The sequence below is a fragment of the Paenibacillus radicis (ex Xue et al. 2023) genome (assembly GCF_024722015.1).
Classification (GTDB): Bacteria; Bacillota; Bacilli; order Paenibacillales; family NBRC-103111; genus Paenibacillus_S.
Genome location: NZ_JANQBD010000025.1, coordinates 23,594 through 45,748 on the forward strand (window position 1 = coordinate 23,594; position 22,155 = coordinate 45,748).

The 22,155-nt window shown below is 48.0% G+C and carries 14 protein-coding genes; all 14 read right to left on the bottom strand.

The features are described from left to right. Nucleotides 1-5: 5 nt before the first annotated feature. The gene (locus NV381_RS28460) at nt 6-1,469 is read right to left on the bottom strand and encodes a hypothetical protein (protein ID WP_258216691.1); all 1,464 of its coding nucleotides are present in this window, start codon (nt 1,467-1,469) and stop codon (nt 6-8) included. A gap of 93 nt (nt 1,470-1,562) precedes the next feature. After that, the gene (locus NV381_RS28465; RefSeq protein ID WP_258216692.1) at nt 1,563-3,038 is read right to left on the bottom strand and encodes an amidase family protein; all 1,476 of its coding nucleotides are present in this window, start codon (nt 3,036-3,038) and stop codon (nt 1,563-1,565) included. 207 nt (nt 3,039-3,245) lie between these two features. Next, a complete protein-coding gene (locus NV381_RS28470; protein WP_258216693.1) occupies nt 3,246-3,689 on the bottom strand; it encodes a Rieske (2Fe-2S) protein in 444 nt (147 codons plus the stop codon). Nucleotides 3,690-3,741: 52 nt separating this feature from the next. Next, nucleotides 3,742-4,815: an amidohydrolase family protein gene (locus NV381_RS28475; protein ID WP_258216694.1), complete on the bottom strand. Its 1,074-nt coding sequence runs from the start codon at nt 4,813-4,815 to the stop codon at nt 3,742-3,744. Between the two features lie 238 nt (nt 4,816-5,053). Further along, entirely contained in the window at nt 5,054-5,935 is an 882-nt protein-coding gene (locus NV381_RS28480; protein ID WP_258216695.1) for a carbohydrate ABC transporter permease, read from the bottom strand. A gap of 16 nt (nt 5,936-5,951) precedes the next feature. Further along, nucleotides 5,952-6,872, bottom strand: a complete 921-nt coding sequence (locus NV381_RS28485) for an ABC transporter permease (protein ID WP_419182312.1) — start codon at nt 6,870-6,872, stop codon at nt 5,952-5,954. Nucleotides 6,873-6,990: 118 nt separating this feature from the next. Beyond that, nucleotides 6,991-9,687, bottom strand: coding sequence for a hypothetical protein (locus NV381_RS28490; protein WP_258216697.1), 2,697 nt, complete (start codon nt 9,685-9,687; stop codon nt 6,991-6,993). Continuing rightward, nucleotides 9,684-10,892 carry an iron-containing alcohol dehydrogenase gene (locus NV381_RS28495; protein ID WP_258216698.1) on the bottom strand — a complete coding sequence of 403 codons (1,209 nt, stop codon included), beginning with the start codon at nt 10,890-10,892 and terminating at the stop codon, nt 9,684-9,686. Before NV381_RS28495 ends, NV381_RS28490 begins: the two co-directional genes overlap by 4 nt. Before the next feature lie 16 nt (nt 10,893-10,908). Beyond that, entirely contained in the window at nt 10,909-11,997 is a 1,089-nt protein-coding gene (locus NV381_RS28500; RefSeq protein WP_258216699.1) for a mandelate racemase/muconate lactonizing enzyme family protein, read from the bottom strand. Between the two features lie 5 nt (nt 11,998-12,002). Further along, complete coding sequence (locus tag NV381_RS28505; RefSeq protein WP_258216700.1) at nt 12,003-14,159, bottom strand: beta-galactosidase; 2,157 nt, start codon at nt 14,157-14,159, stop codon at nt 12,003-12,005. Nucleotides 14,160-14,307: 148 nt separating this feature from the next. Continuing rightward, nucleotides 14,308-15,876, bottom strand: coding sequence for an extracellular solute-binding protein (locus NV381_RS28510; RefSeq protein WP_258216701.1), 1,569 nt, complete (start codon nt 15,874-15,876; stop codon nt 14,308-14,310). A gap of 166 nt (nt 15,877-16,042) precedes the next feature. Continuing rightward, a complete protein-coding gene (locus NV381_RS28515) occupies nt 16,043-18,373 on the bottom strand; it encodes a helix-turn-helix domain-containing protein (RefSeq protein ID WP_258216702.1) in 2,331 nt (776 codons plus the stop codon). Nucleotides 18,374-19,833: 1,460 nt separating this feature from the next. Then, a complete protein-coding gene (locus NV381_RS28520; RefSeq protein WP_258216703.1) occupies nt 19,834-20,316 on the bottom strand; it encodes a Fur family transcriptional regulator in 483 nt (160 codons plus the stop codon). Between the two features lie 414 nt (nt 20,317-20,730). Beyond that, nucleotides 20,731-22,086: a dicarboxylate/amino acid:cation symporter gene (locus NV381_RS28525; RefSeq protein WP_258216704.1), complete on the bottom strand. Its 1,356-nt coding sequence runs from the start codon at nt 22,084-22,086 to the stop codon at nt 20,731-20,733. Between the last annotated feature and the right edge of the window lie 69 nt (nt 22,087-22,155).

Below are 22,155 nucleotides of genomic sequence, written 5' to 3' on the forward strand. Positions count from 1 at the left end.
CATGTTCACGGTGCTCCAATAAGCAGTGGAAAATGTGTCAGCATTGCTAATTGTGCTTCCCCTTGCTCACTCACTCCTGCTTTTGTGTAATCGATTGTCATTGGCAGCTTGATTTGGACACTATAATTTCCGAAAGGAACCTGCTTGCCGTCTGAATCCTTTTGATCCCAACTAAATGTCAACTCCTCGCTTCCGCCGCTTTCAAATACGGCTTTCGATGCGGGGATTTTTCCTGACCAGACCAGCTCCGGTTTAATACGGCCAGCGCCGATGTCCAGTTGACGGGTAATCTCAATTGTGAAGGACGTTGATGGATTCAATTCCAATTCGTCTATGCTTACATTTCTGATTGCGTAGCGTAAACCTACTTCTTGGCCTCTGGAAAAGTAAGCTTCCGGATTGATCATTTCCCCATTCATAACAACTATGGATAAATCAAACGGATAGTTTCTCCATCCGGCGCCCAGCTCATATTGATGAGTCTTTTTTACGCCTGTAATTTCCTTAGGGATAACTGCTGCCGGAGGTATATATAGAGCAGGATCATCTTCCGGGTTTATTTGATAAATCCAACAATCCCCAAGCCAATCGCTATGAATATGATGCCAGCCTCCGCCATGCTCGAACACCGTTACCTTCTGTGGAGTCAATCGGCCGAGCTCCCGAGCTTGTTTATCCGGATGCTCGTATGCAATGGCAGAATCGGTCAGGATCATACTTCTTTCTTCTGACTTAAGATCCGGCGGATAGCCAACATGACTGTTGACCCAGCGCTTCCCTTCCCATGTATCGATGTACAACCATTCATTATTTAATGTTATTTTTGCCTGCACTAGCTGGGGTGACAGCATGCCTGCAACCTCGCTCCCTGCATCCGGAGTACGGAACATTGGAGTTGGCGTCCGCAGATGTACCCATAAGCCGCTGCTGTTCGGTCCGTAAAACTCCGCATGCTGAATAATGGAAGATTTGGGATGAATCCATTTATAGCCAAGCCATGTTTCAATCAGATAGTATTCTCCATCCGTATACACGGACCGGACTACTTGCGGAGAAATGGTTCCCAAGCTCTGTTTCATAGAAGCTTGCCGTGCCGGATACAAGTTTTCCTCTTGCATCAGCACCAGGTAGTCGTAATATTGCTCCTCAAATGGAGCGTTCTGCAATAGAACCCATTTATCCTCATTCGTTGTTTTAATTTGAAACCACACTTTGCTTCCGTTCAAGAGCTTACGGTCCCAGCCATTTTCGGCTCCCGTTACTTGTACCGTCTGCGGGGCAGCATCGTAGAGCTGATTGCCGTCAATACCGTCATAGATAGGTGTTCTATCAGCCGTTAAGCTAATTTCTTGGGGAAGCTGCATACCTGTGGAACCGGATTCCGCTGCAAATGCAGCGTTCAAAACTGTGGAAGCCACGCTCCCGAGGAGCAGCACAAGCAGCATCAATAGAATTCGTTTAGGTTTCATTTCATTTCCTCCCTATCTAAATGTCTGATATACATTCAGACGCTCGGGAGGCTAAAAGGTTTCCAAACTGCAACGGCATTCCTCCATTGAAGTTTAAGCAAATTGAGGGGGAAAACGGTGATGGGTTGCTTGTTCAAACCCGTAGGCTATTTTTATCAAAGTAGGCTCGCTAAATGCTCTACCTGAGAAGACTACACCAAAGGGACCCTTTGTATGATCACCATCCAAGTCTATAATGCCTGTCGAAGAATACCCCGCCGGAACCGCAATTAATGGATAGCCCAATCGTGCTGCAGTATATAGCCCGTCAACATCCCCAGGTAACATTAAGGCATCCAGACTGTATTTATCCAACACATAGTCTATTCCTTCATGAAGCGCCAACTCCATGTATTCCTGCTTCTTCTGCAAATAGGTTTCTTCAGTCAGTGCTGTTTCTTCAGACCTTATTAGCGTGTCCTGCCCATATTTCAAAGCAATCTCCGCATTCTTATTATTGTACTCAATCAGCTCTTCCAAAGAGTGAACCGGTACGGTATCAGCCAACTGGGATAAGTAATTATTGAGACCTTTCTTAAATTCATACGTGATGACATCATTATTCCAGTTCATCTGCTCAACGTAGAGACTAACATGATCAATAATTGTGGCTCCTTCATTTTTCAATGTAATAATGGCTGCTTCCATAATAGAAAGCCTTTCCTCATCCAAATGCTTATAATAATGTCTTGGAATGCCTATTCTTGCATGCTGTAAAAAGCCTGCTTCTAAAAATGGCGTGTAGTCTTGAAAATAATGCTTTTCGCTCGAAAATGTAGCACTATCATTGCTATCCACTCCAGTTAATGCTCCCAAAATAATGACAGCATCCGTTACCGTTCTAGCTATAGGTCCCGGAGTGTCTTGGCTGCAAGATATAGGAATAATCCCGCACCGGCTAACTAATCCTACCGTAGGTTTGATTCCTGCCAGGAAGTTTTGACAAGCAGGGCCTACAATAGATCCTGCCGTCTCCGTTCCTATAGCCGCCGCTCCCAAATTCGCCGCTACCGCAGCAGCAGAGCCTGAGCTAGATCCGCTGATGAACAGCTCACCAGCACCATATGGATTTAGAACAAGTCCACCTCGCGAGCTGTATCCCGCAGGCATCCGGCTTGACATGAAGTTGGACCATTCCGTCATATTCGTTTTTCCGAGCAATATGGCTCCCGCGGAACGGAGCTTAGACGCTACGAATGAATCTGCTGCCGCGAACGAATCGGCCAAAGCTACTGATCCTGCACTCGTATGCATATTATCCTTGGTATCTATATTATCCTTCAATAAAATGGGAATACCATGCAGCTTTCCCCGGTTCCCTGTTTCTTTTCGTTCCATATCTAAAGCTCTTGCGATTTGTATAGCATCCGGATTGATTTCTAATATGGAATGAATTATTGGATCAAACTTATGAATCCGGTTCAGATATGCATTAACTAAATCCTCTGAGCTTATAGAACCTGCTTCCAAAGCAGTTTGCATACTTGTAATATCCGCTTCTACAATCCAATCCTGCAGCTTGATAGTCACTTGGACAGCTCCCCTCGACAAAAAAATGTGGTGTGATTATCTTCAACTTACCACAATTTCTTCACCTAATAACATGGAGAGATTAACTATACTTATTTTAAGCTTTGAATTTATTGACAAAAAAAGAGCTGTACCAAAAGTCATTTTGGTACAGCCGTTTATTGGATATTCTCAGATGTGCGGAGATAAGGTCACTTCCAACGCGTATTATATATGAAGAATAATGAGGCCGTCCTCCACCGTAATCGGGTATGTCTCTATCTTCGTCTCCTCTGCCTCTATAGTTGGCTCGCATACTACAGCAGCAACAGCGGCAGCTGGCTGTTCTACAGTAACATCATAGGTGCGGACAAGACATTTATGAGGATCATAGATCGATTTGCCTGTTAAAATATCGAATTCCCAACCATGCCAAGGACATCTTATAATTTCCCCGCTTCGTCCGTATACATATTGTCCCGGTGGTGCTGTAAGCGTCATGCCAGTAACACGTCCTTGGCATAAGGGCGCCCCCTGGTGCGGGCAGCTGTTACGCATTGCGTAATAAGTACCGTTGACATTAAATACGCCGATAGACCGGCCTTCGGCTTGGACGATTTTGCGCCCACCGGCCTGTACCTCCGTAACCGTTCCTACAACATGACGTCCCAAGCTGATCTCCTCCTAAAAGTTTCGCGGAGCGAAACTTACTTCGTCCATATAATTATCGCAATCGGTAAAGTTCTCTGGCCGTGTCTGAAAAAATCCGGTTATATAAATCCTCCGGCAGCTTGGGGAACGCACGCTTCGGCGAGTCGAAGTCCCAATGCGGATAATCGCTGGAAAACATCAAAATATGGCGTGCATCCATCATATCCAGCACCTGCAGCAGATGCTGATCATTGTCCGGCCGTTCAATCGGCTGCGAGGCCATACGAACATGATTGCGTAAATATTCACTCGGCCGTTTGGTCAACCAAGGCACTTCGTACCGAAGCCCTTTATACTCCGCGTCCAACCGCCACATTAATGCCGGAAGCCAGGAAACGCCGCCTTCGACAAGCACTACTTTAAAGTCAGGAAACCGTTCGAATACACCTTCGGTAATAAAGCTGACCAGATGCGCTTGAAAGCTTAATGACAGACAAGTATGCCACTCGATATAATGAGTCGGATAGCCGGGTGACGGCTGCTCATTTATCCCCATACCATCGGTACCCGGATGAATGGCAAAAGGAAACCCGTTACGCTCGCACGCTTCATAAATCGGATAATACTGCCGTTGGCCGAACGGCGCCCTTGCTCCCGAGTCTGTCATAACCTGAACAAAATGCGGATGTCCCGCCCAACGGTCAATTTCCTTCGCTGCGGCCACCGGATCCTGATGCGCAATAGTAATCGAGCCTTTGAATACGCCGTCATTGTTGTATTTGCCGAGCCAGGTGTCGGCCAACCAGTCGTTGTATGCGGCAGCTAGCGCTGTCGCCAAATCCGGATCGGGGATCATATTGCAAAAAGCCCGGGGCAGCAGAATAGCATGATCGATTCCGTATTCTTCAATAAGCTGCCGGCGCAAAAAGTCAGGGTCCGTGCCCGCTCCCCCGCCACCCGGAGGCTTTGCATCCAATCTGACCCCATGAACCGGGTTCTCATAAAAGCCTCCCCTGCCTGAAGGCAAATTCCGGCTGCGCCACGGCTCCTGCATATAGCTCCTCAACTCGTCACTGCTTTTCGGATATACATGAACATCACAGTCAATAATGCCTTTCTTTCCTTGTGCACCTTCAAAATCCGCCATTGCCTTCACCTCATCATATAGTCTGTCGGGATCAGTCCATGGAACGCGTTCATCTTAGCAGCTGAGACGGCGGCGTACTACAGACATTTTTTTATAATATCTGACTTTATAAGTTTTCAGTGGAGCTGAACAAGTCTGATATTGCAAGAAAAGCTACAACTTAGACACGAATGTATCTTCTTCGAAAGGGCTTCGATCAGAAGCTCTTCTTACCCGGCCATATATTTCCTAACCCTTCCTAACCCTTGACCGAACCTAACATTACACCTTTGGCAAAATGCTTCTGCAAAAACGGATAGACGATAAGAATCGGCGCCATGGACAGCATAATGGATGCCATGCGGATCGTTTCCTGCGGCAAAACCCGGTCATCCCCGCCTGCACCTGCCTGACCGACACCATTGGAATCGGAGTCTATAACGAGTGTTTTGACGAGCACCTGAAGCGTCCACTTTTTAGAATCTGAAATGTATATAAGCGCATTAAAATACGTATTCCAGTGAGCAACGGCGAAGAACAGTGTGAAGGCAGCAATAGCCGGCATCGATAGCGGTATAACAATTCGCAGAAATACCCCAAGATCCGAGCAGCCGTCAATCCGTCCCGAATCTTCAAGCTCCGACGGCAGCGATTCCAGAAAGCTTTTGATTACGATAAGGCTCCAAGCGCTGGTTAATCCCGACCAAATCAAGGACCAATAAGAGTTAAGCAGCCCCAATTCTTTTATCAAAATGTAGCTCGGTACGATTCCCGCATTAAACACTAAGGTGAAAATAACCGCGCTCATCATAATGCCGCGTCCTGGCATCGTTTTCTTGGTCAGAGCATAAGCCATGGAAAAGGAAACGATAACGTTAAGAATAGTGCCGATTACCGTAATGAAAACCGTACTTTTCAAAGCGTTGATAAAGCTGTTGGTAGATAAAATATACTTGTAGGCGAGAAGCGACCATTTCTCGGGAAATAAATAAAATTGCAAAGGGATATAGGCTTTGGGATCGGTAAAGGAAACACTAAACACGTAAATAAACGGAAAAATACAAATGATTGAAATGATGGCCAGGAGCGAATAGTTCACCCAGTCAAACAATGTCAGCTTTTTGCGCGCAACAAAACTCATCGCAGGCTCCCCTCCTTCAATAAATGCCTTCGTGTCCCAGCTTTTTGACAACGTAATTAGATGCAAGCACAAGCACAAGACCGACGACACCTTTAAACATTCCGACTGTAACCCCGGCACTGATCTGTCCCTTCAATATACCGTGTGTATACGCATACGTATCAAACACTTCCGAGACCGACAGAACGAGGGGATTCTGCATCAGCAGCACCTGCTCGAAGCCGACGTCGGCCATATGACCCAGCCTTAAAATAAGCAATATGATAATGGTCGGCCGAATCGCCGGTAATGTAATATGCCAAATTTGATGCCAACGGTTAGCTCCGTCCACAACAGCCGCTTCATATCTCTGCGGATCAACTCCCGCCATCGCTGCGAGAAAGATGATGGTGCCCCAGCCTGCTTCCTTCCACATGCTTTGCGCGGTAATGAGTCCCCAGAAAAAATTCGGATTGGACAAAAATGCCACGCTCTCATGACCGGAACCTGTAATAAGTTTATTCACAATGCCCACATCGGTGGAAAGAATGAAGAAGGTCATACTTGCTACCACTACCCAGGACAAAAAATGCGGCAAATACACAATCGATTGGTTTAACCGTTTAAACACTTCATGCCTGACTTCATTCAACATTAGCGCCAAAATAATAGGGACCGGAAACATAAACAGCAGCCCGATCAGATTGATGGCGAATGTATTTCTCAGCATCATGTAGAAGGCGTTATCGGTGAACAATTCGTTAAAATGCTTCGCTCCAACCCACGGACTGCCCCAGAAACCGCCGAAGGGATTATAATCTTTAAAAGCAATCAGCAGTCCCCACATCGGGGCGAACTTAAACAGGACGAAATAAAGCACGCCTGGCAAAGCAAGCAAATACATATATTTATGCTGCAGCATGCGGATCCAGAGTCGGGGCCAATAGCCGGTATTCATTTGATTTTTGAGCACGGACTTCGCCGTGTCAGCCGTTGCAGCGGGCTCCAGCATACCATGCACCTCACTTTTATTTGACGTTTGTGATTCGGGTTAACGGGATTCCGACCCGCTTATTTTATTGCTGACGGAGGTGGTAATACGGCTGATTGGAAAGATCAGCATTCAGCCCCGGAACGAGCCATGCTTCCCCAAGTTCATTTCTTAGCTCAAAAAAGTAAATGAGCGGATAGGAGGAATCCGTATAGCTGCCCGGAATGACAGCAGAATAATGTCCCTCAGATTGCTGCATGGTTACAGTCTGATAAGACTCCGCTTGATGTGCATGCCTGTAAAGCAGACTCACGTGCACATCTATACTAGCTCCGGCAAGCATCAAATGCAGTTCTACCGGCTCTCCCACACGGAATGTTCCCGGTGATACATGGTTGTATAGCGGACGCTGCAGCACCGCTGAACCTGAGAGAGCTCCTGCAGACGCCGTCTCCAACGGAGCTGAACCTTCATAATCTTTGGCGGCTTTGAGATACACCTGCTCCATCGCAGCGATATCTTCATCGATCCCTGCTAACCGGTCGGACCAGTGACCCTTCATAAACGGCTTATAGCCGAAGGTGATGTCATCACGGTACACATCCTTGGTTATGGCAACGACTCTCTCCCAAGCCGACCGCGCAGAACGGTAGCTCTGTAAGGCCGCCTGCAGCTGCTGGGGATTGCCGGTCCGCTCGAACATGGCGTAGGCAACTCCGGCACGCAGCTTATCCGCGAAGAAGCGACCGATTCCCGCCTGAGCAGCGATATCGACAGCCCAGCGCCGGAAAGTAGCGCCTGCCGAATCGCTCACTAATGTGCCGGCTGCGGCCAAATGCCGTTCGGCCGCTTCCGCGAGCCCCGATAGCCGGTCTGCGACTTCAAGCGGTGAATATTTGCCGCGCCGCTCGCCTCTCACTGTATCATCGGCAAACTCATTGATCCCATAAAAGATGGCGGTGTCAAGCGGACTTACTGCGCCGAATGTATGCGGGGCAGGGGTGTCAAAATAAGTTTCGGATTGCTTGCCTATGTCGACAATCGCCAGATTATTGTACATCTCCGGCCAAAAATAATTGTTCGATGCAGACGGCAGATGAGCGGTCGTAATCAGCAGCAATATTCGGCTGGCATTTGCCAGTGCCTCGCCTAAATCAGGCCCTGCCCCCTGGAACTCATGACGCAAATATCTTTGCCATTGATCTTCAGCAGCGTCAGGATTGTAATTCAATCTTCCCCACACACGGTAAGTGTACAAATATTTATTCCAGCCATGGCCCTCCATTTGCAGCCCCGCATCCTTATAAAGCTCCCGTCCCCCCGGAGTACCGCTGGTTTTCCGCGCTTTGAACGACATCGGCTCACAGAGCTCTACGCCGAGGCTGTCGCAGAAGCTCCCGCTGCGCCCATAGCCCGCAGCCATTGCAGGATCACCCCATAACAATACCCGCTGCGTTCCGGGCCAAATGCGGTGAAGCACCCCGGTTTGCCGGTTTTCATTCAAATAATCGGCATAGCCGTATCGCGTAAAACGCCTGTAAGTGTTTGTAACTCCCATTAATTCAGCACGCTCCGTCGTCGCAACCGGTAATTCTCTGGCGCGAATGGCAGCCTGATGGTAAGGCAAGCCCATATGCTCCGCCCAAAATTTAGGGGAAACAATGACCGGCATTCCGGTGCCAAGAGCAACCTCCAGCATCTGAGAGTCCACGCCTTTAGGATGCATGTCGATCTCCACTTCCCGGCCGCATCCGGTTATCCCTTTCATAACTTCATTCCAGAACACATGCGAGGGCTCCGGAATACCCCCTTCGTAATGCGTGCGAATGGTCACACCGTCTATATTTGGACATAGCTTGAGCAAAAGACCTAAAGCATCCCGGCAGTAAACGGCATGGTTCTGCTCATCCACACCTTCAATGGTGTGAAGCTCATTAGGACTATCCAGCATCTGATAGGCATGATTCCATAGCCCAAGCTGGAAATGGATACCGCGCAGCTTAGCTTCATGGCTAATATACTGCAGCATGGCTAAATTCCGTTCCGCTTCTCCCTCCGGTAATTCACGAACACGTACCCCATAACCGGGGACAGAAACAAAAAACGGATATGCGAATCCAAAATAGTTGTCCTGCACATTCGGGTCATGCCCATAGTCATACGATATACCAAGAGTCAGATGCAGCCGGTTGAAACGGTGCGTGGCCAGCTCGGTCAAATACTCTTCCCAGAACAGCTTATCGTAGAACCATGGCTTATCTTCAATTTCACTGCAAAATGAACGGCTAATACTGCGGATTCGATTTGCCGGCTGCTCTCTGTACGACTCTATTTCCGCCAGCGCTGCCAGCGGTTCATCGCTGCACTGAACACGGTCCGCCAGCTCCAGAACTCCGTAGATCAAGCCACGAATATCCGCCCCGATAATAGCAATAGCAGCTATACTCTGTGCGACTTCTGCCGCTTCAGCAGGCTCTCTCAAGATGCAGAATGATTCCGCAGCATCCGGCTTAAAGTCAATTCCAGTCCCGATTGAATGCAGAAGCTTCTGCGCCGTTTCGGAGCCGGCTCCGGTAATAGTAATCTTCAGCTTATACCCGGATCCCAAATTTCCATCATCTGCCGGCTGTCCGCTCGAATCAACCGAAATTCCCTGCTGCTCCAGCACATGCGACAAACGCGCAACTGCCCACTCTGCTGAATCTGCGGCAACCGCAACCGCTGTATCTGTGAAATCACATATCACCCGAATCCGTTCTTTACTTCTGTCACGATCTTTCATCTATTAACATCTCCTTTGCTCCCGCTAAAGTCATATTCATAACAGAGCTTATAGAGCTCCACAATTTCCGCATGAACCGGAATGGTCGGATTATTGGCAGGACTGCCGCTCTTGAGAGCATCGTCCGCCATTCTTGGCAAAGCATTCAAGAAGACTTCCCGCTCAATACCCCAATTTTTCAAATTAGGGATTTGCATCGCCGTGCATAAACGTTTAATTTCCTTTATCACCGCATCAGCCCATTGTTCATCCGTTAACTGCTCTACCGTAAGCATCGGCAGCATGATCCGCCCTATATCCGCTAATCGCGGCAATGCATCCTTCTTGCTGTATTCCAGAACGGCCGGAAAGAGCATCGCATTGGATATCCCGTGTGGCACATGAAATTGCGCTCCTATCGGTCTAGACATGCCGTGAACAAGAGCGACAGATGCATTGGAGAAAGCAGCCCCGGCGATCATCGCTCCGGTCATCATTTTTTCCCGGGCAGCTACGTCATCGCCATGCTCATAGGCGCGCAGAATGTTCGCCGAAATATCGCTTACTGCCGACAGGGCAAGGGCATCTGTAACCTGATTCGCCTTCCTGGACAAATAAGCCTCCACAGCATGGCACAATGCATCTATTCCCGTTGCAGCCGTGGTGCCCGGCGGACAGGTGAGAGTCAGCAGAGGGTCGATCAATGCTATTTGAGGGAGCAGCTCAGGCTGCGAAATCATCATCTTTTCATTCGTTGCCGAGTTTGTAATAACGGTTACTTTCGTAACCTCAGACCCGGTCCCGGCTGTCGTTGGAATAGCTATAAGCGGCAGCGCTTTATGGTCGAACATCCGCTTACCACCGGCATAATCGCCGATATATCCGTCATTATGCATCATTACAGCCACAGCTTTGGCCGTGTCCAGACAGCTTCCTCCGCCCACAGCTACAATGAAATGGCATTCATGCTCCCGGCACCGGCTTAGTCCTTCGTCAACATGCTTATCTGTCGGCTCTGTATCTACTCCCGTATAGCTTACGCTGGAAACAGACGCAGACTGAAGAAGCTGTTCGCAGCGCTCTACGATTCCAAGCTTTTTCATAACGGGATCGCTTATTATTAGCGCCTTACTCCCCATTACAGAAGCCCACTTGCCTAGCTGGTCAAATGAGTTAGAGCCGTTGACTACCGTTTCCGGCAGAAACAGACGATGCAAGATGTTCATTTCCTCAATCCTTCCGTCACTTCTGCGAAATTTGATAATCTGCCTTTTCCAGCCATTCCGGATTAATAGTAACTCCCCAGCCGGGTCCATCCGGTACGTTGACTTTCCCGTCCCGCACTTCCGTCTTCGTGGTAAATAAAGAGTTCGTCCACGAATCGGACTCGATGGAATATTCCATAAATGTGCCTGCATTCGGTATGGCGGCCACCATATGCAGGGTGAAGATAGTGACCATGGAGTGATTCGCCGCATGGGGGGTGCAAGTCATCCCCGCGTATTGGGCAAGCCGCGCTACCTCCATAGCCCGGCTAAAGCCGCCGGTATAGCAAATATCCGGCTGTACAATATCTACCGCATGCATGGAAATCATCCGTTTCCAATGGGCCATATCGGTATCCTGCTCACCTCCGGTTACAGCCACATCCAACGCATCTGTAACCTGCTTCGTCCATTCCAATTCCGGATACGGACACGGTTCTTCATAATGGACGACACCGTATTGCTCCAGCATGCGCCCGACCTCAATCGCTCTGCGCGGGCTAAAGCCGCTGTTTGCATCAACATACAAAGCTGTATGGTCGCCGATGGCTCGGCGAACGGCAGGTACAACCTGCTCGGTCCGTCCCGGGTACACATCAACATCACGTCCGAAATTATTGCCGATGCGGATTTTAAATGCCCGAAAGCCATAGTCCTGCTGCAATCTTTTCAACCGCTCTGCCTCGTCCTCAGGAGAAATGTCCCTGCGCATGCTGGAGCCGTATACATCCACCGGACGGGGCTTGCCTCCAAACAACTCGCAAACACTTCGGCCTGCTCTTTTCCCTTGGAGATCCCACAATGCCGTATCCAGCCCGCCAACCGCTCTGCATACGTAAGAGCCCGGAAACTTATGCTCACCTTCCACACATCTTTCTACCAAATTCTCTATTCGCTCTGCATCAGCACCCAGCGCATAAGGAGCTATCTGCTGATGCAGCACCATAGCCGATATGTTAGCGTGGTATGTAGCCATCTGCCCATAACCTTCGTGTCCGTCATCGGTTCTGACTCTAACGATACTGATATTCCTGGTTGTAAAGGTTTCTATGCTTTTGATTTTCACCAAGTTCACCCTCTCCCCTGCTTAATCACCGGGCTTCTCAAGCCAATCACCCATGCATCCCTGCCCGGAAGGGCAGCCCTCAGAGTCGAACCTTCTTGGGAATAGCCGCCAGTTCCCCAATACACGCGGTCTGCAACCTGCAGCCCAAACATGTCGGACAGCTTAATGTTTGTCATTATCGACTCTCTGCCCGGGTTGATGATCCATAAAAATAACGATCCGTCCGTATTTTGCGATAGTCTCGCCTGTAAGCTTGGATCGGACAACCGTACATGAGGGGTAACCTCTGCCCAGTCCAACACCTTCAAGAAAAAAGCAGCGTTCGCCGTATCATGTGTCTTATAGTAGCCGATCGACGGGAATGTACCGATCAATAAGGTTTTGCCTTTACCGTGCGTATGCTCAACAACTGCTGTACTGCCATCCGGAAATTGTCCTAATGATCTGCCTGAGGTTGCTTTGTAGGACTGCCTGAAGCCCCCGCCCAGCACCTTACTGCCACTACCTCCGTCAAAATCAAAGGCAATCCCGTCAGCAATATCAGGCATAAACTGTACTTCAGCCTCCACTGCGCCGAAAACAACATCCAAATGATGATTAGGCTGAAGCGTGCCTACCTTACCGCGGTCGCCAAAATAGGCCGGGCAGCCCTCGCTGATTAACGTGCCGCCATTCTCTACCCAACGTCCCAGCAATGCTGCATATTCCTGAGACAGCATGATCGGGTACGGCCAATAAAGCACGCGATATTGGGCAATATCGTCGATATGTACCCAATCAGGCTGAATTCCTTGGTCAAAAAAGCCTTGATAAGCACCCCACATCGCTTGCGCGTACAGCTCGTTCTTACCTTCCCGGTTCAGTAAATAATCAAAAATTTGCGTCTCTGGAACAACAAGAATGCCTATTTCTCCTTGAAGCGGAGCCGATTCAAGCAGCTCTCGCTGCTCCGCCGCATTGGCCCATCGGGCTATCGAGCCGGCCATCTCCGAGCGGTCTGTCCGCGTGCCGTCCATCGCATAAGGACCGAACGCCCCGAACAACGGACCGTCAAGCAATGGGCGCCAGCGCGGAAACAGCAGCCCACGCGCTCCGCCGGCGAATGATATCATCTGCCAGACGCGGATATCCTCCGGCTCCGTGACCCGGCCGTCCTCCTTAGGCCGGCCGACTACCTGCGGCTGCAGCCATAGCGGCCCGCCCTGCGCCTCCGCATGCCAGAAGGTTTTTCCGCGTGATGCGGCCCGCGTCAAATCAACGGCATGCCATTGCTTCCAGGGCTCGCTGCCCTTGCGGGAGGCCACCCATGTGAAGCCGTACACATCGGCTTTGGACGCAGCCAACCAATCATCGGCGCCCATCGAAGCCATGACATTAATACTGCCCGCGATCCCGTGCGCCGCTATGATGTTCTTGTCATCCAGACTGCGGATCAGATCAATCCGCCACTGCATATGCTCATAGAAATTGTCTTTCGTGAACTGCACCCAATCCAAACATTCGGGATACGGTCCCATCTGATGAGGAGAGCGCACCTGCTCCCAAGATGTATAACTGTAACGGTTCCACGCTTGATTCAACGCCTGCAGGATGCCGTACTTAGTCTCCAGCCACCTGCGGAATTTCTCATTCGTATATTGGCAATGGCATACGTGAGGAGAGTAATTGCATTCATTCCACACATCATAACCGGCTGTAGCAGGATGGTCTTTATAACGCAGCACCAGCCCGGTCAGAAAACGGCCGGCGGCTTCCTTCACCTCAGAGCAATCCAGACAAAGAACCCCTTGTGAGCCTTCGCTGAACCCACCCGTGGCACTGCTCGCTCCCATCTGCGTTCTTAACGGTGTTCCGTCCGATTTCACATGAACGGCATGTGAATACATGTCTGCCGCCCACTCGGGAACGGAAGTGATCATCTCAGCGATGATGGTCATGATGCCGTGCTTGGCAGCCAAATCCATCTGCCGGTCGTAATCAGCCCAATCGAAAACGCCGGGAGCCGTTTCAATCGCCCCCCACATGAACCAGTGGCGGTTGAAGTTCATCCCGTCCTCTTGGGCTACCGCATAATCGCGTTCCCAGTCTTCACGGGGCGGATTAGACTTGCGGAAATAGACCGCTCCGTAAGGCAGCTGCGGCAACACTCGCTTGGTTGACATCGGAATCCTCCTTCTGCTAAGTCCGGCGATTATCTCACCGCAGCGCGGGTTGACCCTTATTCTGAATCGCCGTGTCCTAAGGCTATTAAATGGCTACAGCCCGCAGAGACATTCTAATTCATGACCCTGCGGGCTTGTTTCATTATGGCTACTTCGCGTTGCCGAAATATTCTTTATAGGTTTTGGCAAATTCCTGATAAGCCTTCTTGATATCCGCATTGTTGTTCAGCTTATCCACGTAAGCTTTATACTCATCCATCGAAATTTGCGCAACGATTGCTTTAGTCGCCATCGCCTGCCATTCCTTCTCGTACTTCGGCCATACGGAAGTCCATGTATCGGATGCAATATTACCGAATAGGCTTAACTTCCCAAGCTTGCTGTAAATCTCGGTATCTTTTATTTTCTCATCGTTATAAGCTTTTGGCGCAGCAGGATTCAGCACTTTCATCTTATTGTTAAACGCCAATGAAAATACTTGATTCGCATTCGTAGTCACCTGCTTCACGCCTAGTTCAGTAAGCTGCGGTTGACCGTCTACGACTTTATGATGGACACCTTCGATACCGTAATAGTTAAAATCGGTAAACTCCATAGTTGTCGTTTTTTCCATGTAATCAAGAATTTGCTTAACCTTCGCTTCAGGCACTTTTTTGGAAATATACATACCCCCGAAGGTCGGATTTGCCAATTGAGCGGTGTACCCACCAGGCCCTTTCATCGGAGGTAAGGTAATGACCTTAGCGTCCGGCTGCACTTTTTTAATATCCTGCTCCCATGTGTAGTCACGCCATATATTCCGTACATAAGAGACGGCGCGTCCTGTTGCGAACAGCTCTTCGGCCTGCGTCTTCTTAATTGCCGAAAATTCCTTGGACAAGATGCCGTCAGCATACTGCTTGCGGAACCACTCAATCATCTGGGTGTAATTAGGCGTTAATGTTTCTTTAATCAGCCCGCCGTCTTTATCAAAGATCGGGTCCAACCCTCCAAACGCTCCTAGGAAAGTGCCGTCGCCGTCAGCCAAAAGAAAACCGTGTCCTAATATACCGACTGTATCGTTCTTCCCGTTTCCGTCCGGATCGCTGGACACAATCTTTTTCAACGCTGCGGCATATTCATCAATCGTTTGAGGAACCGGAATATTGTACTTGTCTAGCCAGTCCTTGCGGAATTTAATGCCTAAGTCAATTTGCGGGCGGTTGCGGGGCAAGCCGTAGATTTTACCGTCTGCCTTCATGTAGCTCCATACATTAGGCCCGCTGTTGTTTTTAAGATTCGGATACTTGCTGAAATCTCCGAGAAACGGAGTCAAATCCCAGAAAGCGCCTTGCTTGATAGCGCTAAGCAGAGTTGGGCGCGTGGTGCTTTGCGAGACGATGATCTCGGGCAGGTTGCCGGATGCCAGAACAAGATCGAATTTAGTATCATAATCGCCTGACGGTATCCATTCTACATCCAGCTTGGTGTTGGTTCTTTTTTGCCATTCTGTCCAATATTGGTCGTTCATGTCCGGCACATCGGCAAAAGACGGTACTAAAAACTGCAGCTTGACCGGTTCGCTTGGCTTGACCTCTTTTTTGTCGTCAGTCTTATTAGCGACATTATTGCCGGTACCTGCAGCGGGCTGAGTTCCCCCCGAACATCCTGCCAGCAAACCAATTGAAACAACGGTTGTCATCATCCAACTGACTTGTCTACGAAACGAAGCATTCATTGTAACCCTCCTATTTACTTTTTGAATGCACTCTGACAGCGCTTTCAATCACATTGTATGCCGTACCTGAGCGGCAAGTAAGTGACAATTCTTTACGGGAAGCGTCCGTGACAAGCTTTGGGCAATTTTTGTCTTACCGGTTATAAACCGTCTGCCGTGCGTATGCCTACCGGTGCTCCGCTCTAAAAATACTAGGGTTCATTTTCGTATGTCTTTGGAATATGCGGTTTAAATTCCGTTCCGAATACCCGATAGCGGCGGCGATCTCGCTTACGTTAAGATCCGTTTCCAGCAGCAGCCTTTTCGCCTCTTCGACCTTGCATTCCACTACAAAATCAAGGAAGTTGATCCCCATTTCTTTCTTAAACAGCCTGCTTAAGTAGGACGGACTCATTGCGATCATTTCAGCGCAGTGCACGAGCGATAGATCCTCCGTACTGTGTTCTCTAATGTACTTGGAAATTTGCAGAACGGCGGACTGTCCGGCCGAGCTGCGGTATTCCTCGGTCAGCTTATGGTACAGCGGGAATAATATTTCGATAAACCAGGCAAATATTTCACGTGACGTTTGCTTCGCTTCCAGCTGGCCGAATAAGTTGTACTCCAAAATATCAAGAATACTGCCTCCTTGCTTTTCCAATGACGTTATTACCGCCGAGAGCAGCACATGATAGCTTTGATAAATAAAATTATACGATTGGGAAGACCTGATAGACTCTGTAAATTGAACTAATGACTGCTGCGCTTGCGCCAGCTCTCCTTTGACAAGAGAATCTACAATGCTGCTCTCCAATTCCCGCGGGTAGCGGAAGGAAGCCTGCTTTCTGGAGCTTTCCAAATCCTCAATGTACATCACCGGCTCCGAATCCTGATAAATCCTATATTGGAGTGCCAGCTCAGCTTCCTTATAGGATAGGGGGACGTCTGCGATATGGGAATAACTGCGTCCAATGCCGACCGTAGCCTGAAAGGAGAGATAATTCGTCAACGATTGGCTGACCGAATCGGCAAAGCTTCGTGCGGCCTGATGGAGCTTAATAGGCGCGATGTCGCATTTCCACTGCAGAAGCGCTACTGCTTTGCCTTGGTTAGTGAAAATATAACCGCTGATAAGCTCATTTTTTTGCAGCAGCTCCTGCATCACATTCATGACGGCAAAAGCAATAATCGGTTTATCCTTGGGGAAGAACCGCTTCTCCTTATAGGCATTTTCCACCTCGACGACAATGACTGAATAGGTTGATTTAATATCGATACCGTAGCTCTCGCATTCTTGAATTAGCGACTCGTTCCGTACATACTCTCCGTTTACGAGCTGCTGCAGACACTTCTCGCGGAGCGTCGGCTGTACCTTTTCCATATAGCCGCCCAGCTTCTCCGTCTCCTGGCTTAAATAATCGAGGCATGCACGTATGTAAGCAAACTCATCCTCTTTATTTTGAATCCGTCCCTCGCTAAGCAGCTGACTATGCTGAATGAGCTTCTCTATCGGACTGTATGCTTTTTTCGTACTGAAATAGGTCAACAAGATACCCAGTAAAATAAAAAACAGGGCAACTATAATAGTGACAATGCGTATCCATCCAATACGCTCCTCCAGCATTTGCTCGGGTATTACCGTTACATAAGTGCGGCCGAAAATGCTTTTTAAATATGTAAATTGAGCTTGGCGTCCGTCCACCCCTGCATCGAAGAAGCTGTCTATCGTTGAATCCGCTGTGCCTATAGTCTGCAAGACCGGGTGGTTCTCCAGCAGCCGTTTGATGTGTTCCTTACTTTTGGAATCAAGCTTGGACAAATTAGGGTAGCTGACCATCAGCATTTCCGGACCTTTAGTCAAGATCGTTGTATCCGCTTGCAAAAAATTGCTTATTAAGGAAGTTTCTATATCAAAAGCAAGTACTCCTTGCTTTCCCGCATTTCCGACGACAGGAAGCTTCCTGGCAAATGTGATGTAGCCTTCCTTTTTCCCTGCAGGCAAAAATATCCATTGTGAGCCGCTTTCCAGCTGCATCAGCAGATCGATATCTTCTTTATGCTTGTAGGAATCCTTACTCATAGAGCCGTACCGGTTCGTTAGAAGGATATCCTCCTGGTTATTGTAAAAGTAAATCTCATCAATAAAGCTGTTGGCATTTTTGACCAACGTAATCTCTTGCAATAGTTGCTGATGCCAGATTAACGGAGCATCTTCCATCCTGCCGGCAAAAAAATCATTGATCCGGGAATCCAGCGATAGCTGAAGCGACTCCTGCTCAATGCTTTGCAAAATCCGTTCCGCCCTGTCCTTCATCATAACCAAGGAAGATTTGTTCTCGTCAAGAAACTGTCGTTTAACCTTGTCCATCGAAAATTGATAATAAATAATACCGGCCAGAATAATCGGAACACAAACGGAAATACAACCTATCCAGATTAAGCGGTGTAAATATTTCCCTTGAGGAGCGTACTTTCCAAAAGTTAAAAAGCGGGGAATTCGACCGAGCTGACTAGCCATAGGACCTCCTCTGTAAAACGTATTAGGTTCGCTCGCTTTAGCTCTCTCCTCAAAAAACGCAATCTTCATCTATTATAGTGTAAAATCGGACGGCACTTAACCGACAATTATTGATGTAGACATTATTTTCCTTACGATGGGTTACACAATTATTGTCTGAGTAGGGCTACGGGACTTGTCCCTCGTCATATAGAGCTCATTCAATGCGGCAACATAAGAAAAGCTTCTGATCGAAGCCCTTTCGATGAAGATACATTCGTGTCCTGGAGGTGGCTTTTCTTGCAATATTAGAAAGTGAACCTCCGGTTCAAACTTAAACTTTCTAAATATTATAAGAAAAACGCCTTGCGGCGTCCTTGGTGTACAATCTACGTTTGTGCGTTGAGAGGGAATCGGGTATGGGATTCCGGGCGCTGTTGAAGTCGTGTTCCTTGGAATGAAAGGCTTGCAGCGGGAGGAACAACACGAGCTTCAAAGGTAGGCTGCATACCCGATCAGTCACCGGAGGTGACGACCAGGGCGGATGCTCACGCTCCTCCATCCCGCACCCATGCCCTCTTTTGTTCTACTCTGTGCTTTGCGCCGATTTCTTACTTCCCCCTAAGCTGGTCTTCGAGCCGTTATTCATAACAATGAACACTTGTGCAGTGTTCCATGTACATTTAGCTCCATCTCCTTTTAGAGAAGAGATCACTTGCACATGACCCTAAACAACCCGCCAGTACTGCGTCCACGGAAGTGAAGGGCACTGCGGAAGTAATTCTTCCTCTATCACCTGAAAAGTCCAAATATCAGAGTGATAAGGGAAGAGCCAGTTCCGTTATTGCTCGGTTTTTGTGCATAAATGCTCCATTCGGCCAACATAACGGAATTCCCACTTCCGCTATCTCCTTAGATTAGAGCCGGCAGTTGGAATAACGGAACTCTCAGTTCCATACAAAATCCTCCAGGGCCCGTCGCAGCGCAGCTTCGCCGCTATACCTATAAAAATCCCCCTTGATCATGGAGCGCGTTAAATACCTTAAGCTCTAATGTAATTCTGCACTAGTCTAAGTAAGTAGACAGGTAGGCAGGTAGGCAGGTTGCCCGCTGATTCTTCATTCCTCGGAAAAGCTTCTGATCGAAGCTCTTTCACTATTTTTCTTTGCAGGCATTGTAGACGGCTACAAACGGTTCAGGGTAAACGCAGGATACACCTGAAACAACACCCTCGCACCCCATAGCTAATGCCGGAAGGAACAATTGGTTTGCGCCGGGCACTACCGAAAAATCCCCTTGATTGACAGTAAGGTACTCATTGACTCTCAAAAAGGTAGCTTCAAAGTTGATTCAAATACTTTTCGGGGAGCCCCAATTCGATATACGCAAAAAAAACTCCGATACGGAACCTATCCGTATCAGAGTAATTCGACTCTTGCGCTATATAATGGAATTATTTTCCATATATTGACTGACAACGATTATACAGCCTTGGCCTTGCCTTCTCTCTTGCATTCCGTGTTTTTACAATTATTAAAAACCCCGGTAAAATCCAGACGATGATCAGTCACTTGAAAGCCGTATTCGTGTTTTACCCGCTCCTCCAGTTGACCGAGCCAGTCTTCCTTGATTTCTTTTAACGCGCCGCATACATTACAAATCAGATGATGATGCATATGGGTGTTATCCGGGCCGCGAAGATCGAAGCGGGCTACCCCATCCCCAAAATTCATCTTCTCCACTATATGAAGCTCAGCGAACAATTCCAATGTCCTATAAACCGTAGCGATTCCAATTTCGGAATGCCTTTCTTTTACAAGCATAAACACTTCTTCAGCACTCAAATGATCCTTTTCATTTTCGAGCAAAACCTTCAATGTAAGTTCACGCTGAGGGGTCATCTTGTAGCCTTTTATTCTTAATTGTTGGTTGATCTTGTCGATTTCCTCCATGATGTTCATCATAAATGAGGCTCCTCCCTGATTACTGATTACTCCCTACTTACCCATTTAAGCTATGTTAGGTTGAATAGTTATTTATACTATGATTTGTTATTTAGAATGATTCTAATCTAATCGTAATACAGTTTTGTCAAATACGCAAATTAAAACTTCATGAACCTGTAGAAACCATAAGAAAAGCTTCTATTCGAATCCCTTTCGATGAAGATACATTCGTGTCTAAGCGGTAGCTTTTCTTGCAATAACAGACTTCTTCAGCTTCGCTGAAAACTTATTAAGTCTGATATTATAAAAAAAAGAGTAAACCCGCAATCATAGATATGCCGCGCAAAGGCTGGCTGACTATGATCACTTGGTCTACTCCTTTAATTTACTTCAAAACCTATGAACGTATAGGGTGTATAAGATTTTTCTTCCTTATGCAGTTGCAACTTCAAGTTCATCTTCTTCATCCCGGTCAAACGCAGCCCGGTCGAATTCGCCTTCCGAATCTGCTACCAGCAGTGCAGTAACTGTCGTTCCCGTCGCATTGACGGCTGTACGGCCCATATCGATAACCGCTTCGACACCAAGCACTAAGCCCATACCTTCCAGCGGCAGTCCCATAGCTGTCAATACGACCGTGGTGGAAATTGCAGCCGGACCCGGCACACCTGCTACACCTACAGAAGATATAACGCTCACCAGTATCAGTACAATGTAATCAGTAATCTCCAAAGGTACATTATACACACGCGCTACGAAGATAGCGACAACGGCTGGCCACACACCACCGCAGCCGTTAAAATTCATTGTGGCGCCCAAAGGCGCTACAAAGCTTGCGATTCTTGGTGAAACACGCAGGCGTTTCGTAATGACTTCCAGATTCACAGGAAGCGTTGCATAGCTGCTGCGAGTAGTAAACGCTACAGCAATAGTCGGGTATGCTTTGCGGAAAAACTTGATTGGATTGACCTTGGCAACAAACGAAACCAACCCACCAAATACCAGTACAAAATGAAGGATAAGAGCGATGTATGAAGCAATGATAATCTTCACCAAGGGAGCTAAAGTCTCCAAACCGTACTTTGCAGCCATAGCCCCTATCAATGCGTATACGCCGTAAGGTGTTAAGCGGATTACATATTTGATGACTTGATGCAGCACATCAGTCGCCGATTTCATAAACTGCTTCACAGGCTCCACGCTCTCCGGCTTTCTTGAGCTAATATGTACGATCGCCACAGCAATGAAAATCGCAAATATTAACACCGGAACTACTTTACCTGCAGCCATATCACTGATAGGATTCGATGGCACCAGGTCCAGAATAACTTGGGAGAACGTCGGAACTTCTCTCACTTTGAAATCCTTTGGTACAATGGCTTTGATTCCATTACCCGGATCAACGGCCAGTGCAACAATCAAACCGATTATGGCGGCTACCCCAGTCGTGGACAGGAACCATAGGATCGTCTTAACGCCTAGCTTACGCAAATGAGCCATACTTGCCAAAGACGAAATACTATTGATTACAAGAACGAATACTAATGGCATAACCATCATTTTAATCAAATTGACATAGATCGTACCAATGGTACTAACACTCTTATAATCCAGCTTGAAAGTGTTGAAAATAATGCCCGCCAGAAGTCCAAGTCCTAGCGCTATAAATACGCGAACGCCAAAGCCGACGCGTTTCTTCGCCAACAATACTAGTATCCCGATAATGACAATCGAAACCAGCAAGCTGACCCAGTTGGTTTGAAACGCAAGAAGTAAGTTATTTTTCATTCTCGTACAGCCTCCCTTTTAATCCTATAATGTTACTTGGAATAAACAAATATTAAGGCTAGGGTAACT

Bases quoted from the DNA above. Each gene is read 5' to 3' on its own strand.
- NV381_RS28460 (WP_258216691.1), bottom strand. From the start codon at position 1,469: ATGAAACCTAAACGAATTCTATTGATGCTGCTTGTGCTGCTCCTCGGG.
- NV381_RS28475 (WP_258216694.1), bottom strand. From the start codon at position 4,815: ATGGCGGATTTTGAAGGTGCACAAGGAAAGAAAGGCATTATTGACTGT.
- NV381_RS28480 (WP_258216695.1), bottom strand. From the start codon at position 5,935: ATGAGTTTTGTTGCGCGCAAAAAGCTGACATTGTTTGACTGGGTGAAC.
- NV381_RS28485 (WP_419182312.1), bottom strand. From the start codon at position 6,872: ATGAATACCGGCTATTGGCCCCGACTCTGGATCCGCATGCTGCAGCAT.
- NV381_RS28490 (WP_258216697.1), bottom strand. From the start codon at position 9,687: ATGAAAGATCGTGACAGAAGTAAAGAACGGATTCGGGTGATATGTGAT.
- NV381_RS28495 (WP_258216698.1), bottom strand. From the start codon at position 10,892: ATGAACATCTTGCATCGTCTGTTTCTGCCGGAAACGGTAGTCAACGGC.
- NV381_RS28505 (WP_258216700.1), bottom strand. From the start codon at position 14,159: ATGTCAACCAAGCGAGTGTTGCCGCAGCTGCCTTACGGAGCGGTCTAT.
- NV381_RS28510 (WP_258216701.1), bottom strand. From the start codon at position 15,876: ATGAATGCTTCGTTTCGTAGACAAGTCAGTTGGATGATGACAACCGTT.
- NV381_RS28515 (WP_258216702.1), bottom strand. From the start codon at position 18,373: ATGGCTAGTCAGCTCGGTCGAATTCCCCGCTTTTTAACTTTTGGAAAG.
- NV381_RS28520 (WP_258216703.1), bottom strand. From the start codon at position 20,316: ATGATGAACATCATGGAGGAAATCGACAAGATCAACCAACAATTAAGA.
- NV381_RS28525 (WP_258216704.1), bottom strand. From the start codon at position 22,086: ATGAAAAATAACTTACTTCTTGCGTTTCAAACCAACTGGGTCAGCTTG.